The sequence below is a fragment of the Luteibacter aegosomatis genome (genome assembly GCF_023078455.1).
Classification (GTDB): Bacteria; Pseudomonadota; Gammaproteobacteria; order Xanthomonadales; family Rhodanobacteraceae; genus Luteibacter; species Luteibacter aegosomatis.
In genome coordinates this window covers 3440591-3455874 of the sequence record NZ_CP095740.1, presented here as the reverse complement: position 1 = coordinate 3455874, position 15284 = coordinate 3440591, and the positions used below count along the sequence as shown (strand labels likewise).

Sequence of the window (15284 nt, the reverse complement as noted above, 5' to 3'; positions counted from 1 at the left end):
CCTTCGGTAGAGAGGCGACTACCGCAGGTTGGGGGCGGACCCTGTCCGCGATGGAGCGTCAATGCTTGTAGAAACCCTTGTACCACTCCGCGAACCGCCGTACCCCCTCATCCACCGGCGTCGACGGGGCATACCCCACGTCGCGCCGCAGTGCCGACACGTCGGCCCACGTGTCCGGTACGTCGCCCGGCTGCATCGGCAGCAGATTCTTCTCGACGCTGCGTCCGAGGTGCTTCTCGAGCAAGCCGATGAAATCGAGCAACTGCACCGGTTCGTCGTTACCGATGTTGTAGACGCGATACGGCGCCGACGACGTGCCGGGATTCGGCATCGTCGGGTCGTACGACGGATCGGGGCGCGCGGGATGGTCGAGGGTGCGGATCACGCCCTCGACGATGTCGTCGATATAGGTGAAGTCGCGGCTGTGCTGTCCGTGGTTGAACACGTCGATGGGCTCGCCGCGCAGGATGCGGCTGGCGAACAGGATCGGCGACATATCCGGACGGCCCCACGGCCCGTACACCGTGAAGAAGCGCAGCCCCGTGGTCGGCAGGCCGAACAGGTGGCTGTACGTGTGCGCCATCAGCTCGTTGGATTTCTTGGTGGCCGCGTAGAGGCTCACGGGATGGTCCACCGCGTCTTCCACGGCGAAGGGCATCTTCCGGTTGGCGCCGTAGACCGAGCTGGACGACGCATACACCAGATGGGCCACTTCGTGGCGTCGGCAGGCCTCGAGCACGTTCACGAAGCCGACCAGATTGCTCTGCACATAGGCGTGGGGGTGGGTGAGCGAATAGCGCACGCCGGCCTGCGCGGCCAGGTTGACCACGCGCTCGGGCACGAAGTCCGCGAAGGCCCTGTCCACGGCGGCCTGCTCGGCGAGATCGGCCCGTAGGTGCGTGTAGGCGGGATGGCTGGCGAAACGGGCCAGCCGGGCCTCTTTCAGGGCCGGGTCGTAGTAGTCGTTGTGGTTGTCGAGGCCGAGCACCGTGTCGCCGCGTGCCAGCAGGCGTTCGGTGAGGGCCGCGCCGACGAAGCCGGCACTGCCGGTGACCAGGATGCGCATGGGGGCTTGCCCGAGGAGGGGAAAACCCCATTGTAATGGAGCGTGCCGTTGACACGGCGCGAGGGCTGAACTAGTTTTTGCCGGCATCCACGAGACGAGGGTGGCCCGCGGCAACGCCGGCCGAGTGTGCGACATGCGGACTACGACCTGCTCAACCTGATTCCACCGCCACGTCTTCGTCTCCATCCGAAGGGCGCCTGGCGCCCTTTTTGTTTGTCCGGAAATCCGTTCCCATGATCCAGATCACGCTCCCCGACGGCAGCCAGCGCCCCTTCGACCACCCCGTGTCCGTGCAGGACGTCGCCGCCTCGATCGGCGCGGGCCTCGCCAAGGCCACCCTCGCCGGCAAGGTGGACGGCAAACTGGTCGATGCGAGCTTCACCATCGATCGCGATGCCTCGCTGGAAATCGTCACGGAAAAGAGCCCCGAGGCCCTGGACATCCTGCGCCATTCCACGGCGCACCTTCTCGGCCAGGCCGTGCAGCGCCTGTTCCCCGGCGCGCAGGTCACCATCGGCCCGGTCATCGACAACGGCTTCTATTACGACTTCGCCTACGAGCGTCCCTTCACGCCCGACGACCTGGACGCCATCCAGGCCGAGATGGAGAAGATCGTCAAGGAGCAGATCCCCGTCACGCGCTCGGTGAAGAGCCGCGACGAGGCGATCCGTTTCTTCCGTGACCTGGGTGAGGAATACAAGGCGCAGATCATCGAGTCGATCCCGGCCGGCGAAGAGCTGTCGCTCTATACCCAGGGCGAGTTCACCGACCTGTGCCGCGGCCCGCACGTGTCCAACACCGGCAAGCTGCGCGCGTTCAAGCTCATGAAGGTGGCGGGCGCCTATTGGCGCGGCGATTCCAACAACGAGATGCTCAGCCGCATCTACGGCACGTCGTGGCTCAACGACAAGGACCTGAAAGCCTACCTCGTCCAGCTCGAGGAGGCCGAGAAGCGCGACCACCGCCGCATCGCCAAGGAGCTCGACCTCTTCCACCAGCAGGAAGAGGCCCCGGGCATGGTCTTCTGGCATCCCAAGGGTTGGGCCATCTGGCAGGTAGTGGAGCAGTACGTGCGCGGCGTGTACCGCAAGAGCGGCTACCAGGAAGTGCGCGGGCCGCAGATCATGGACGTGAGCCTGTGGAAGAAGTCCGGCCATTGGGACAACTACCACGAGAACATGTTCTTCACCGAGTCGGAAAAGCGCACCTACGCGCTCAAGCCGATGAACTGCCCAGGCCACGTGCAGATCTTCAACGCCAACCTGCACAGCTATCGCGACCTGCCGATCCGCTACGGCGAGTTCGGCGGCTGCCACCGTAACGAACCCTCGGGCGCGCTGCACGGCATCATGCGCGTGCGCGCCTTTACCCAGGACGACGGCCATATCTTCTGCACCCCGGCGCAGATCGAGGAGGAAGTGGCCGCCTTCCACCAGCAGGCCATGCAGGTCTACTCGGACTTCGGGTTCGAGGACATCGCCATGAAGATCGCCCTGCGCCCCGAAAAGCGCATCGGCGCCGAGGAAGTCTGGGACAAGGCGGAGGACGCCCTGCGCAAGGCGCTGTCCGCGGCCGGGGTGACGTGGGAAGAACTCCCGGGCGAGGGCGCCTTCTATGGCCCCAAGATCGAGTACCATATGAAGGATTCGATCGGCCGTACCTGGCAGGTCGGCACGATGCAGGTGGATTTCATGATGCCCGAGCGCCTCGGCGCCGAGTATGTGGACGAAAACAGCCAGCGTCAGCACCCCGTCATGCTTCACCGGGCCATCGTCGGTTCGATGGAGCGTTTCATCGGCATTCTCATCGAGCATCACGCGGGCTTGCTTCCGCCGTGGCTCGCCCCCATTCAGGCCGTCGTGTTCGGTATTACCGACGCTCAGGCCGATTATGTGCGTGAGGTCACGCAAGCCCTTGTTGGACAAGGCTTCAGGGTGGATGCCGATTTGCGCAACGAAAAGGTCGGATATAAAATCCGGCAGCATACGATGCAGAAAGTGCCCTACCTCATCGTGGTCGGTGACCGCGAGAAGGAGCAGGGTACCGTTTCCGTACGTACTCGCGGTGGCGAAGACCTCGGCAGCATGCCGGTGGCCGACTTCGCCGCGAAACTGGAGGCAGAGGCCCGTCGCTGAAGGCACGGGCTCGCCATAGGGTTCATTCTTCTGGAGGATAGCGTTATCGCTACGACCGATAACAAGGGCAATCGCAAGAACAACGAGATCCGCGTGCCCAAAGTGCGCGTGCTGGGTCCCGAGGGCGAGCAGTTGGGCATCATGGATACCCGTGAGGCCATCCGCCGCGCCGAGGAGGACGGTCTCGACCTCGTCGAAATCCAGCCGAACGGCGATCCGCCGGTCTGCAAGATCATGGATTTCGGCAAGTTCAAGTTCGAAGCCCAGAAGAAGGCCCAGGCCGCCAAGAAGAAACAGAAGCAGGTCGAAATCAAGGAAGTGAAGTTCCGTCCCGTGACCGACGTGGGCGACTACGACATCAAGCTGCGCAAGATGCGCGAGTTCCTCGAGGAAGGCGACAAGGTGAAGGTCACGATCCGCTTCCGCGGCCGTGAGATGTCCCACCAGGACCTCGGCCAGAACCTTGCCAGGAAGATCCAGGCCGACATCGGCGAAGACGGCGTGGTGGAATCCTTCCCCCGCCTCGAAGGCCGGCAGATGGTCATGATGATCGGCCCGAAGAAGAAGATCTGATCGTCCCGAACGGCGCCCCAGGGCGCCGTTCTCATATCTGGCTGAGACGCCGCTCCTGCGTACGCGGGGCCCGGCGCATGACAGCAGGTTGTCGCGACGAGCCTCCTACGGTTTTTTCGCTCCGGCTCCTCCGCCAGTCTCGACACGGGGGCTCCGGATTCCTGCGTTCGCGGGAATGACGGGTAGGGGATGCCTCGCCATGGCCGAGTGTTGAAATTTCACGATTTGTGTATAATCGCCGGCTCGGCCCGCAAGGATGGGCCGATCACCGTCCCCGGCAGGAAGGAAAGCGCAGGCGCCGCGAGGCCCCGCCGCCGGATCAGTCAGCAACCGTAGATACGGAGCATTCCGATGCCCAAGATCAAGACCAACCGGGCGGCCGCGAAGCGTTTTCGCAAGACCGCTTCGGGCAAGTTCAAGGCCGGTCACGCCTTCAAGTCGCACATCCTGACGAAGAAGTCGACCAAGCGTAAGCGCGGCCTGCGCGCTCCCAACCACGTCAAGGCGTGCGACACCAAGGGTGTGGCTCGCATGTTGCCGTATCTCTAAGGGAGACTAAGAAATGGCTCGTGTTAAGCGCGGTGTTACCGCCCGTCGTCGTCACAAGAAAATCATCGGCCGTGCCAAGGGTTACTACAACGCCCGCCGCAAGGTCTTCCGCGTAGCCAACCAGGCCGTCATCAAGGCCGGTCAGTACGCGTACATCGGCCGCAAGCAGCGCAAGCGCCAGTTCCGCGCGTTGTGGATCGTCCGTATCAACGCCGCCGCCCGTCAGTTCGGTCTGTCGTACAGCCGTCTGATCAACGGTCTGGCCAAGGCCAACATCTCGGTCGACCGCAAGGTCCTCGCCGACCTCGCCGTGCACGACATCAAGGCGTTTGGCGCGATCGCAGAGAAGGCCAAGGCCAGTCTGGCTGCGTAATCCGCTTTACCACGCGCGGTAACACCTGCCGCGCGATGATGGATAACGTGGGGAGAAGGCCTTGCCTTCTCCCCATCTTTTTTTGTATGCCTGAAAAACATCAGGAAAACCGATGGAATCGATCGAGCAAATCGACGCCTCCCTGAGCGACATCGAGTCCGCCGTCTCGCTCGAGGCCCTGGATGCCGTCCGCGTCGCCCTGCTGGGCAAGAACGGTGCGATCACCGCCGCCCTCAAGGCGCTGGGCCAGCTCTCCGCCGAAGAGCGCAAGGCGCGAGGCGCCGAGGTCAATCGCGTCAAGGAGCGCCTGACCGACGCGATCGCCGCCCGCAAGCGGATGCTGGAACAGGCCGAACTCGACCGTCGCCTCGCTTCCGAGCGCATCGACGTCACCCTGCCGGGCCGCGACGGCGACTTCGGCGGTATCCATCCGATCACCCGCGCCCTGGAGCGCATCGCCGATATCTTCGGCCGGCTCGGCTACCAGCGTGCCGATGGCCCCGAGATCGAAGACGACTGGCACAATTTCGAAGCGCTGAATTTCCCGCCGCACCATCCGGCGCGCGCGATGCACGACACCTTCTATTTCGGCGACGGGCGCCTGCTGCGCACGCACACCTCGCCGGTGCAGATCCGCTCGATGCGTGGGCGCCAGCCGCCCATCCGCATCATCGCGCCGGGCAAGGTCTACCGCAGCGATTCCGACCAGACCCACTCTCCGATGTTCCACCAGATCGAGGGCCTGCTGGTCGACGAAACCTCCAGCTTCGCCGATCTGAAGGGCACGCTGGCGGAGTTCGTTCGCGCCTTCTTCGAGCGCGATTTCGAGATGCGCTTTCGTCCGAGCTACTTCCCGTTCACCGAGCCGTCGGCCGAGGTGGATATCCGCTGGGATGCCGAAGACGGCTCCACGCGCTGGCTCGAGGTGCTGGGCTGCGGCATGGTGCATCCCTCCGTGCTGAAGAACTGCGGCATCGATCCGGAGCGTTACACCGGCTTCGCGTTCGGCCTGGGTGTCGAGCGCTTCGCCATGCTGCGCTACGGCGTGAGCGATCTGCGCGCGTTCTTCGACAACGACCTGCGCTTCCTTCGCCAGTTCGCCTGATCCGCCCACCCCGTTCAACGAGTCGCTCCCATGAAATTCTCCGAAAACTGGTTGCGTGAGCTGGTGACCGTCGACGCGGACCGCGCCGCGCTCGTGCATGCCCTCACCATGGCCGGCCTCGAAGTCGAAGACGTCACGCCGCTGGGCGAGAACCTCGACGGCGTCGTCGTCGCCGAGATCGTCGCGGCGATGAAGCATCCCGAGGCCGATCGCCTGCAGGTCTGCACCGTGAGCACGGGGCAGGGCGCACCGCTGCAGATCGTCTGTGGCGCCCCCAACGCCCGCGTAGGCATCCGCGTGCCGCTGGCCACCGTCGGCGCCACGTTGCCGGGCGGTATCCAGATCAAGGCGGCCAAGCTGCGCGGCGTCGAATCCTTCGGCATGCTCTGTTCCGCGAAGGAGCTGGGCATCGACGCCGACGCCTCGGGTCTGCTCGAACTGCCGTCCGACGCGCCGCTGGGCCAGTCGTTGGCCGCGTATCTCGGCTTGCCCGATGCCAGCATCGAGCTGAAGGTCACTCCGAACCGTCCCGACGTGCTCGGCCTCAACGGCCTCGCGCACGACGTGGCCGCGCTGTTCGGCAGCCGGGTGAAGTCCATCGGCGTGGGCGAGGCGGCGGTGACGTCGGCCGCCACGCGGACGGTGAGGCTCGAGGCCGGTGCCGATGCGCCGCGTTACCTCGGCCGCGTGATCGAAGGCATCGACGCGAGCGCGCCCTCGCCGCTGTGGCTGGCCGAGCGTTTGCGTCGCGCGGGCATCCGTCCGATCGGCGCCGTGGTCGACATCACCCAGTACGTGATGCTCGAGTTGGGCCAGCCGATGCATGCGTTCGACGACGACAAGCTCACCGGGTCGATCGTCGTCCGTCACGCCGCGCAGGGCGAAACCCTCAAGCTGCTCGACGGCAACGAGGCGAAGCTCGACCCCTCGTTCGTGGTCATTGCCGACGAGGCTCGTCCGCTCGCCGTCGCCGGCGTCATGGGCGGTTTCGATTCGCGCTTTACCGACACGACCCGCAACGTGTTCCTCGAGGCGGCGCATTTCGCGCCGTCGGCGATCATGGGGCGCGCGCGCAAGCTCGGCCTGCATACCGACGCATCGCATCGTTTCGAGCGAGGCGTCGATCCCGCGCTTCCCCGTCGCGCCCTGGAGCGTGCCACGGAGCTGTTGCTGGGCATCGCCGGTGGCAAGGCGGGGCCGATCGTCGTCGCCGAGCGGAGCGAAGACCTCCGCGAGCACGCGCCCGTGCTGCTGCGCCATGCGCGCCTGCGCCGCGTGCTCGGTATCGAGGTGGCCGCGAGCGAGGTCTCGCGCATCTTTACCGCGTTGGGCATGACGGTGGAAGAAGTCGCCGACGGCTGGCGGATCACCCCGCCCAGCAGCCGTTTCGACATCGAGCGCGAGGAAGACCTCATCGAGGAGGTCGCCCGCATCCATGGTTACGAGCGCATTCCCACCACCACGCCCGCGGGCAAGATCGCCCTCGAGCCCGAGCCGGAAGCGCGACTGTCCGCGATGCAACTGCGCGACCAGCTCGTGGCGCGCGGCTATTTCGAGGCGGTGACGCTGTCGTTCGTCAACGCCGACCTGCTCAGGACCTGGGGCGTCGACGCCGCGTGGGTGCCGTTGGCCAACCCGCTATCGGCCGACCTGGCCGTGATGCGCACCTCGCTGCTGCCCGGCCTGGTCGAGGCGCTGCGCTACAACAGCGCCCGTCAGCAGGAGCGCGTGCGCCTGTTCGAGGTGGCCCGGAGCTTCCACGCCACGGGAGGCGCCCCCGACGAGATCGATCGCGTCGCCGTGGTCGCTTCCGGGAGCGCTCGTGCCGAGCAGTGGGGCGAGTCCTCGCGTCCGGTCGATTTCTTCGACCTCAAGGGCGATCTCGATGCGCTGATCGCCCGTACCGGCGAACCGGCCCGCTGGTCGGTGGATACCGCCGGCCTGCCGTCGTGGCTGCACCCCGGCCGGGGCGCCCGCGTGCTGCGTGACGGCCGCCCGGCCGGTTTCATCGGCGCATTGCATCCGGCGCTGGCCAAGGCGCTCGACCTCGGCACCGACGTGCACGTGATGGAGGTGGCGCTCGAGCCGTTGCTGGCGCGCCGTTTGCCCAGTGCGACGCGCGTGGCCCGTTTCCCCGCCGTGCGCCGGGACGTCGCCGTGGAGTTGCCCGAGGAGGTGACCTGGGCCAGCGTCGAGGCCGCCGTGCGCGAGGCCCTGGGCGAGACGCTGAGGGAGATCCGCCTGTTCGACCGCTATGCGGGCAAGGGAATCGAGGAAGGGCGAAAGAGTCTCGCTATGGGCTTGATTTTACAGGACGCTTCACGCACCCTTACCGACGAAGATGCCGACGCTCGCGTGGCAGAAGCGGTGGGGGCATTGGAGAAAACATGCAAGGCAAGAATGCGAGGATGAGATGGCGCTGACCAAGGCGGAAATGGCCGAGCGGCTTTTCCTCGACGTAGGCCTCAACAAGCGCGAGGCCAAGGAATTCGTGGACGCGTACTTCGAGGTCGTGCGCGAGGCGCTCGAGAAGGGCGAGCAGGTCAAGCTGTCGGGCTTCGGCAACTTCGACCTGCGCCAGAAGAATCAGCGGCCCGGTCGCAATCCGAAGACCGGCGAAGAAATCCCCATCTCGGCCCGGCGGGTAGTCACCTTCCGCCCCGGCCAGAAACTCAAGGTAAGAGTCGAGGGCTATGCTGGATCCAGGGAATAACACCGAACTTCCGGCGATCCCGGCAAAGCGCTACTTCACCATCGGTGAGGTCAGCGAGCTTTGCGGCGTCAAGCCGCACGTGCTTCGCTACTGGGAGCAGGAGTTTCCCGCCCTCAAGCCGGTCAAGCGTCGCGGCAACCGTCGTTATTACCAGCGCCATGACGTGCTCATGATCCGGCAGATCCGTTCGTTGCTTTACGACGAGGGGTTCACCATCACGGGCGCCCGTGCCCGCCTCGAAGGCCCCCAGGCCCGTATGGAGGCGAGCATGTCGCACCAGATCGTGCGCCAGGTTCGACTCGAACTCGAAGAGGTACTTACCCTGCTTCGTCGCTGACCGGCGCTTCCGCTGGCGGCATCGAAGCTGTTACAATCGTCAGCTCGTCGGGGTGTAGCGCAGCCTGGTAGCGCACTACGCTGGGGGTGTAGTGGTCGCGAGTTCGAATCTCGCCACCCCGACCATTATTCAAAAAGGCGTCCCGTCGGGGACGCCTTTTTCTTTGGCCGCTCCGCGGTCCATGGATCGATCCCTCGGGCGGGCCTTGGCGCCCATGACTGAGCCGATTCGGCCAGGCGAGCCCAAGTTGTTCAGTCCGCGAGGAAAGTTCCGGCAACGTCTTCACATTTCCCCTGGGCCTCCGTTCTCAAGTATGAAGTCTGCCGGCCGATAGACCGGCAGACGGTTTTCGTTGCGGATGCCGCTTCCGGGGGAAAAAACGATGTCTTCAACCGATGCCCGCGGCCGCGCCCATGCGGCCCTGAAAGCGGCGCAGGACAAGATCGACCTGCTCGCCGGAATCAAGCCTTTCCTGATCGATCTTTCCTTGCGCGAGAACCCGGTAGGCTCGCGCGTCGGCCAGACCCTCGACGAAAAGATGGCTATCCTGCCGCGCCTGCGCGAGTTCGGTTTCGAGAACATCTCGCTGGGCACGCTCGACTACGCGATACCCGACGAACCCGAGGTCGACGACGATTTCATGCGCAAGCTGCGCGACACCGGCGCCGATCTGCGCGGATGCTTCGCCTTCACCGCCATCGGCCTGGTCGGTGCCGACGGCCGCTTCACGCCGGATCCCTCGCAGGTGAAACTCCGCGACTACGGCGTGCCGAACACGGTCCACGAGATCTACCTGAGCCCGTTCGGCATGGCCAAGATGTACGACCTGGACACGCTCAAGCGCAGCATCCCAGCGAGCGTGCAGTGGCTGATCGACAACGTGAGAGGCGAGAACGGCGGTCCGCCGCGCATCTTCATCAATATCGTGGACGGTTGCGATGCGTTTGCCGAAACGCCCGACGACACCTTCGACGTGCTCGAACTGATCGGTAGCCTCCCGATCGAAGGCATCACCATGGAGGACGATCGCGGCACCTACATGCCGTTCCAGGTGGGCGCCTACGTTGCCGCCGCACGCGCGATCCTGCCCGAGGGGATGAAGATCCTCGTGCACCTGCACGCAGGCGGCGGCTTCGAAAACGCCTCCATGATCGAAGCCCTGCTCAACGGCGCCGACGGCGCCTGGGGTGGCCTGCCCAAGCAGGCGGCCGTGATCGGACACGCCTCCCTGGGCGAGCTGCTGGCCAACCTTGCCCGCGTGAAGAACCGCGAAATCGACGGCATGTTCCGCATGAAGGAACTATTGCCCCTGGCGACGAGCCTCCAGGTGCTCGACGAGGACGGACCGGTACCGGACGACCTGCCGGTCCTGGGCAACAACGCCTACCGGTTATCGCTGAGTTCGTTCCGCCAGATCGACGAACGCTTCATGGACCTCCCTCCGGAGCGCATCGGTGGCCGTTATCGCTATCGTATCTGTCCGGTGGTGAGCGACGCCGAACCGGTGCGCGGCCGCCTGGCGGAAGTCACGGGCGAGGCGCCGGCGACGTACGACGACGCCGTCGTGGACACCATGATCCGCCTGATGCGCCGTGACCTGCGTGCGGGCGTTCGCATCGACTACGACGAGCCGGCAAACCTGCTCCAGCTCCATGCCCGCGCCACGGACGCTCCCCTTTCGACCGCCATGCAAGCCATCCATGAGCATTGAAGACGAGATCCTCAACGAAGAGCCGGGGGTCTACAAGACCCTGCTCGAATCCACGCGGGCCATTCCGTGGAAGATCGACTGGGCGACGCTGCGCTTCGCCTACATCGGGCCGCAGATCGAGGAACTGCTCGGCTGGTCGCCGCAATCCTGGGCCACCGTGCAGGACTGGTCCGACCGTATCCATCCGGAAGACCGCGAGTGGGTGTTCAACTTCTGCGTGTCGCAGTCGCAGGCCGGCATCGATCACGAGGCCGACTATCGCGCACTGCGCAAGGACGGCCAGTTCGTCTGGATCCGCGACGTGGTGCACGTGGTGCGCAATCCCGACGGCACGCCCAATGCGCTGATCGGGTTCATGTTCGACATCAGCGAGCGCAAGCGCACCGAGGAAAAGCTGCTCGACATGCAGCGCGAACTGGAAGAGCTGTCCTACAAGGACGGTCTGACCGGCGTGGCCAATCGCCGACGTTTCGACAAGGTGATGGACGTGGAGTGGCGCGAGGCGCGTCGCCTGCGCCAGCCGTTGTCGGTGGTGGTGCTGGATATCGACTACTTCAAGCAATACAACGACCACTACGGCCATCTCGAGGGCGACGAGTGCCTCAAGCGCGTCGCGAAGGCGCTCACCGGCATCCTGCGCGGACCGCGCGACCTGCTGTGCCGCTTCGGCGGCGAGGAGTTCGTGCTGCTGCTGCCGGACACCGACGAGGGCACGGCCATGGCGCAGGCCTGGCGTTGCCTCGACCTCGTCGACAAGGCACTGGTCCCGCACGCGGGCATCGGCCCCGGCCGCCGACTCACCCTGAGCGCGGGCGTGAACACCATCGTGCCGAAGGAGCACGACGAGGTGAATCCGTTCATCGACGTCGCCGACCGCCGCCTCTACCTGGCGAAGGAACGGGGTCGTGCGCGCGTGGTGTCCGACGACGCGGTCAGTAGAGAACCCGTGCCTTGAGCGTGCCTTCGATGGCCGCCAGCTCGTTGCGCAGGGCGGCGGCGCGCTCCTCGGTGGTGGTCACGTCGATCACCACGTAGCCGACCTGCGGAGAGGTCTGCAGGTACTGTCCGTCGATGTTCACCGCCGCCCGGGAGAACACGTCGTTCACCTGGGAAAGCACGCCGGGGATGTTGCGGTGGATGTGCAGGAGACGGCGGCTGGTGGGATGGCCGGGCAGGGACACCTCGGGGAAGTTCACCGCCGAGAGCGTGCTGCCGTTGTCGCTGTAGCGCACCAGCTTGGACGCCACCTCGATGCCGATGTTTTCCTGCGCCTCGGCCGTGCTGCCGCCCACGTGGGGGGTGAGGATCACGTTGTCCATGCCCACCAGGGGTGAGACGAACGGATCGCCGTTGCCCTTGGGTTCCACCGGAAAGACGTCGACGGCGGCACCCGCCAGGTGCTTCGACTGGAGGGCGGCCGCCAGGGCGTCGATGTCGACCACGGTGCCGCGGGAGGCGTTCACCAGCATGGCGCCGGGGCGCATGCGGGCCAGCTCGGCGGCGCCGATCATGTTCTTCGTCTGCGCCGTTTCCGGCACGTGCAGGGTGACCACGTCGGCCCGCTCGAGCAGGTCGTCGAGGCTGGCCGCCGGGCGTGCGTTGCCGAGGGAGAGCTTGGGCTCGACATCGTGGAAGATCACCCGCATGCCCAGGGACTCGGCGAGTACGCCCACCTGGGTGCCGATGTGGCCGTAGCCGACGATGCCCAGCACCTTGTCGCGCACCTCGAAGCTGCCGGCGGCCGACTTCGACCAGCCGCCGCGATGGCATTCGGCGTTCTTCTCGGGGATGCGGCGCACCAGCATGATCGTTTCGGCGATGACCAGCTCGGCCACGCTTCGCGTATTGGAGTAGGGCGCGTTGAACACCGGCACGCCCAGCCGCTCGGCCGCGGCGGCATCGACCTGGTTGGTGCCGATGCAGAAACAGCCCACCGCGATCAGGCGGCGGGCCTCGGCCAGCACCTCGGCGGTGAGGTGGGTGCGCGAGCGGATGCCCACGATGTGCGCGTCGGCGATGCGCTCGCGCAGCTCGTCGTCCGGCAGCGACTTCTCGTGGAACTCGATCTGCGAGTATCCGGCCTGTCTGAACGTCTCCAGCGCGCTCCGGCTGACCCCCTCGAGCAGCAGCACCTTGATGTCTTCTTTCGGGTACGACGTGCGCTTCATGGGGCGTGACCGGTCCTGGAGGGGGAAACCCACTATGCCAGATGCCTCCTACGAAAAGGGACGATGGACGCGCACCGCCCGACGCTGGCACGCTGGGGCACCCGATGTCTGGACGTCCCTATGACCGACCCTCGTCTGACCGAGCTCGCCGGCCTCCTGCCGGGACTCAAGCTGTCGATCGACGCCGGCGATCTCGAACACCACGGCCGCGACTGGACGCGGCGATGGACGCCCGCGCCGATGGCCGTGGCGTTCCCGGCCGACATCGCCGAGGTGCAGTCCATCGTCCGCTGGGCGAACGGTGCGGGCGTGGCGATCGTGCCTTCCGGCGGGCGCACGGGCCTTTCCGGCGGTGCCGTGGCCGCCCGGGGTGAGCTGGTCGTCAGCCTCGACCGGATGAACAAGGTACTCGGATTCGATCCCATCGACCGCACGCTCACCGTGCAGCCGGGCATCGCGCTCGAAGCGGTGCAGAACGCCGCGCGCGAGCACCGTCTCATGTATCCGGTGGACTTCGCGGCGCGCGGTTCCTGCCAGATCGGCGGCAATATCGCGACCAATGCCGGCGGCATCCGCGTGATCCGCTACGGCAACACCCGCCAGTGGGTGGCGGGGCTCAAGGTGGTGACGGGGCACGGCGAACTGCTCGACCTCAACCGGGGTCTGGTCAAGAACGCCTCCGGGTACGATCTTCGGCATCTGGTGATCGGCTCGGAAGGCACCCTGGGCATCGTCGTGGAGGCCACGCTGTGGCTCACCTCGCCGCCGCCGGAGACGCAGGTCATGCTGCTGGCCGTGCCGGCCATGGATGCCCTGATGAAGGTGTTCGCGGAAGCACGCCACCGCCTTCGCCTGGAAGCCTTCGAGTTCTTCACCGATCGCGCGCTCGCGCACGTCAAGGCGCACGGCGGCCAGGATCCCTTCGACACCGTGCATCCGTTCTACGTGGTGACCGAGTTCGACGCGGACGACGAGGCGGCGAAGGACGCGGCGATGGCTTTCTTCGAGCTGTGCGTAGGGGAGGGCTGGGTCGTCGACGGCGTGATCGCGTCCAGCGAGGCGCAGGCCGCGTCGCTGTGGCGGCTGCGCGAGGGCATCACCGAAAGCCTCGCCCGGCATCGCCCCTACAAGAACGACGTGTCGGTGCGGATAGCCGCCGTCCCTGCCTTCATGGACGACATGCAGCACCTGCTCGCGGCCGAATACCCGGATGTCGAGGTGGTCTGGTTCGGCCACATCGGCGACGGCAACCTGCACATCAACGTGCTGAAACCGGCCGATCTCGATAACGACACCTTCGTGGCCCAGTGCGAGCACGTCACCTCGATGCTGGTGGAGACCTTGCGCCGCCACGGGGGCAGCATCTCGGCCGAGCACGGCATCGGCCTGGTCAAGAAGCCCTGGCTGTCGAGCGTGAGGTCGCCCGAGGAGATCACCCTCATGCGCGGCATCAAGGCCGTTTGGGACCCCAACGGCGTCATGAATCCGGGCAAGTTGCTGTAGCGAACGGTCGTGTCGGTGGCGTTGCCGGGCTGGCCCCGCTAGCCTTGGAATCTCTCTTCCGTTTTCCAGAGCACGCGCATGACCCAGGATTCCACCGACCTCTACCCGCCGCTCGAGCCGTACAACAGCGGCATGCTGAAGGTGTCGCCGCTGCATACCCTCTATTTCGAGGAAAGCGGCAACCCCCACGGCAAGCCGGTGGTGTTCCTGCACGGCGGCCCGGGCGGCGGCACCAACCCGCGATGCCGCCGTTTCTTCGATCCGGCGAAGTACCGCATCGTGTTGTTCGACCAGCGCGGTTGCGGCCGTTCCACGCCGCACGCGGAACTCACCGACAACACCACCTGGGATCTCGTGGCCGACATCGAGCGGCTGCGCGAGCACCTGGGCATCGACCGCTGGCAGGTCTTCGGCGGTTCGTGGGGATCGACGCTGGCGCTGGCCTACGCGCAGACGCATCCGGACAGGGTCACCGAACTGGTGCTGCGCGGCATCTTCATGCTCCGCCGGACGGAACTGGAGTGGTTCTACCAGTCCGGTTGCAGCGACCTGTATCCCGATGCATGGGAAACCTACCTCTCGGCGATTCCGCAGGCCGAGCACGGCGACCTCATCAGTGCCTACCATCGCCGCCTTACCCATGCCGATCCCGCCGTTCGCGTCGCCGCGGCGCGCGCGTGGTCGGTGTGGGAGGGAGCCACGAGCTACCTCTACCAGGACGAATCGCACATCGCCTCGAGCGGAGAAGACGAGTTCGCGCTGGCCTTCGCACGCATCGAATGCCACTACTTCGTCAATGCAGGGTTCTTCGAGGTCGACGGGCAGTTGCTGCGCGACGTCGGCAAGATTCGCCATATCCCCACGGTGATCGTGCAGGGGCGCTACGACGTGGTGTGCCCGATGCGCAGCGCGTGGGACTTGCATCGCGCGTTCCCGGAGGCCGATCTGAAGATCGTGCAGGATGCGGGGCATTCGGCGTTCGAGCCGGGGATCGCGCGGGAGCTGGTTCGCGCGACGGACCGCTTCGCGCGCTGAAAGAAAATCGCGGACA

General features: G+C 65.8%; 14 protein-coding genes and 1 tRNA gene. 13 read left to right on the top strand and 2 right to left on the bottom strand.

All coding sequences use genetic code 11. The annotated features are described in order from the left end of the window. Positions 1 to 58 precede the first annotated feature (58 nt). Positions 59 to 1066, bottom strand: coding sequence for an NAD-dependent epimerase (locus L2Y94_RS15575; RefSeq protein WP_247368439.1), 1008 nt, complete (start codon positions 1064 to 1066; stop codon positions 59 to 61). Positions 1067 to 1299: 233 nt separating this feature from the next. Here L2Y94_RS15575 and thrS point away from each other — a divergent pair, with 233 nt between their 5' ends. The 11 genes from thrS (at position 1300) to L2Y94_RS15520 (ending at position 11517) form a co-directional block, all read left to right on the top strand. Then, entirely contained in the window at positions 1300 to 3201 is a 1902-nt protein-coding gene (gene thrS, locus L2Y94_RS15570) for a threonine--tRNA ligase (RefSeq protein ID WP_247368436.1), read from the top strand. Between the two features lie 45 nt (positions 3202 to 3246). Continuing rightward, positions 3247 to 3774 (top strand): translation initiation factor IF-3, encoded by a 528-nt coding sequence (gene infC, locus L2Y94_RS15565; protein WP_345780027.1) that lies wholly within the window; start codon positions 3247 to 3249, stop codon positions 3772 to 3774. Positions 3775 to 4125: 351 nt separating this feature from the next. Further along, positions 4126 to 4323: a 50S ribosomal protein L35 gene (gene rpmI, locus L2Y94_RS15560; protein ID WP_036114929.1), complete on the top strand. Its 198-nt coding sequence runs from the start codon at positions 4126 to 4128 to the stop codon at positions 4321 to 4323. Positions 4324 to 4336: 13 nt separating this feature from the next. Further along, positions 4337 to 4696 carry a 50S ribosomal protein L20 gene (gene rplT / locus L2Y94_RS15555; protein ID WP_072322974.1) on the top strand — a complete coding sequence of 120 codons (360 nt, stop codon included), beginning with the start codon at positions 4337 to 4339 and terminating at the stop codon, positions 4694 to 4696. Between the two features lie 112 nt (positions 4697 to 4808). Beyond that, positions 4809 to 5801 carry a phenylalanine--tRNA ligase subunit alpha gene (gene pheS / locus L2Y94_RS15550; protein ID WP_247368433.1) on the top strand — a complete coding sequence of 331 codons (993 nt, stop codon included), beginning with the start codon at positions 4809 to 4811 and terminating at the stop codon, positions 5799 to 5801. Between the two features lie 30 nt (positions 5802 to 5831). Beyond that, a complete protein-coding gene (pheT, locus tag L2Y94_RS15545) occupies positions 5832 to 8213 on the top strand; it encodes a phenylalanine--tRNA ligase subunit beta (protein ID WP_247368430.1) in 2382 nt (793 codons plus the stop codon). 1 nt (position 8214) lies between these two features. Continuing rightward, the gene (ihfA, locus tag L2Y94_RS15540) at positions 8215 to 8514 is read left to right on the top strand and encodes an integration host factor subunit alpha (RefSeq protein ID WP_144909793.1); all 300 of its coding nucleotides are present in this window, start codon (positions 8215 to 8217) and stop codon (positions 8512 to 8514) included. Next, positions 8495 to 8851, top strand: coding sequence for a MerR family transcriptional regulator (locus L2Y94_RS15535; RefSeq protein WP_036114913.1), 357 nt, complete (start codon positions 8495 to 8497; stop codon positions 8849 to 8851). The genes ihfA and L2Y94_RS15535 overlap by 20 nt, the downstream gene beginning before the upstream one ends. A 48-nt stretch (positions 8852 to 8899) precedes the next feature. Then, positions 8900 to 8976: transfer RNA gene (locus L2Y94_RS15530), tRNA-Pro, on the top strand. A 257-nt stretch (positions 8977 to 9233) separates the two neighbouring features. Then, positions 9234 to 10562 (top strand): beta/alpha barrel domain-containing protein, encoded by a 1329-nt coding sequence (locus L2Y94_RS15525; protein WP_247368427.1) that lies wholly within the window; start codon positions 9234 to 9236, stop codon positions 10560 to 10562. Next, on the top strand, positions 10552 to 11517 hold the full coding sequence (locus L2Y94_RS15520) for a GGDEF domain-containing protein (protein ID WP_247368424.1): 966 nt from the start codon (positions 10552 to 10554) through the stop codon (positions 11515 to 11517). Before L2Y94_RS15525 ends, L2Y94_RS15520 begins: the two co-directional genes overlap by 11 nt. Here L2Y94_RS15520 and serA read toward each other — a convergent pair. Further along, positions 11495 to 12730, bottom strand: a complete 1236-nt coding sequence (gene serA / locus L2Y94_RS15515) for a phosphoglycerate dehydrogenase (RefSeq protein ID WP_247368421.1) — start codon at positions 12728 to 12730, stop codon at positions 11495 to 11497. The genes L2Y94_RS15520 and serA overlap by 23 nt on opposite strands. A 120-nt stretch (positions 12731 to 12850) precedes the next feature. Between serA and L2Y94_RS15510 the strand changes: the two genes are divergently transcribed. Then, complete coding sequence (locus L2Y94_RS15510; RefSeq protein WP_247368418.1) at positions 12851 to 14233, top strand: FAD-binding oxidoreductase; 1383 nt, start codon at positions 12851 to 12853, stop codon at positions 14231 to 14233. Positions 14234 to 14311: 78 nt separating this feature from the next. Next, positions 14312 to 15268, top strand: coding sequence for a prolyl aminopeptidase (pip, locus tag L2Y94_RS15505; RefSeq protein WP_247368415.1), 957 nt, complete (start codon positions 14312 to 14314; stop codon positions 15266 to 15268). The last annotated feature ends 16 nt before the right edge of the window (positions 15269 to 15284 follow it).

Bases quoted from the DNA above. Each gene is read 5' to 3' on its own strand.
- L2Y94_RS15575 (WP_247368439.1), bottom strand. From the start codon at position 1,066: ATGCGCATCCTGGTCACCGGCAGTGCCGGCTTCGTCGGCGCGGCCCTC.
- thrS (WP_247368436.1), top strand. From the start codon at position 1,300: ATGATCCAGATCACGCTCCCCGACGGCAGCCAGCGCCCCTTCGACCAC.
- rpmI (WP_036114929.1), top strand. From the start codon at position 4,126: ATGCCCAAGATCAAGACCAACCGGGCGGCCGCGAAGCGTTTTCGCAAG.
- rplT (WP_072322974.1), top strand. From the start codon at position 4,337: ATGGCTCGTGTTAAGCGCGGTGTTACCGCCCGTCGTCGTCACAAGAAA.
- pheS (WP_247368433.1), top strand. From the start codon at position 4,809: ATGGAATCGATCGAGCAAATCGACGCCTCCCTGAGCGACATCGAGTCC.
- pheT (WP_247368430.1), top strand. From the start codon at position 5,832: ATGAAATTCTCCGAAAACTGGTTGCGTGAGCTGGTGACCGTCGACGCG.
- ihfA (WP_144909793.1), top strand. From the start codon at position 8,215: ATGGCGCTGACCAAGGCGGAAATGGCCGAGCGGCTTTTCCTCGACGTA.
- L2Y94_RS15535 (WP_036114913.1), top strand. From the start codon at position 8,495: ATGCTGGATCCAGGGAATAACACCGAACTTCCGGCGATCCCGGCAAAG.
- L2Y94_RS15525 (WP_247368427.1), top strand. From the start codon at position 9,234: ATGTCTTCAACCGATGCCCGCGGCCGCGCCCATGCGGCCCTGAAAGCG.
- L2Y94_RS15520 (WP_247368424.1), top strand. From the start codon at position 10,552: ATGAGCATTGAAGACGAGATCCTCAACGAAGAGCCGGGGGTCTACAAG.
- serA (WP_247368421.1), bottom strand. From the start codon at position 12,730: ATGAAGCGCACGTCGTACCCGAAAGAAGACATCAAGGTGCTGCTGCTC.
- L2Y94_RS15510 (WP_247368418.1), top strand. From the start codon at position 12,851: ATGACCGACCCTCGTCTGACCGAGCTCGCCGGCCTCCTGCCGGGACTC.
- pip (WP_247368415.1), top strand. From the start codon at position 14,312: ATGACCCAGGATTCCACCGACCTCTACCCGCCGCTCGAGCCGTACAAC.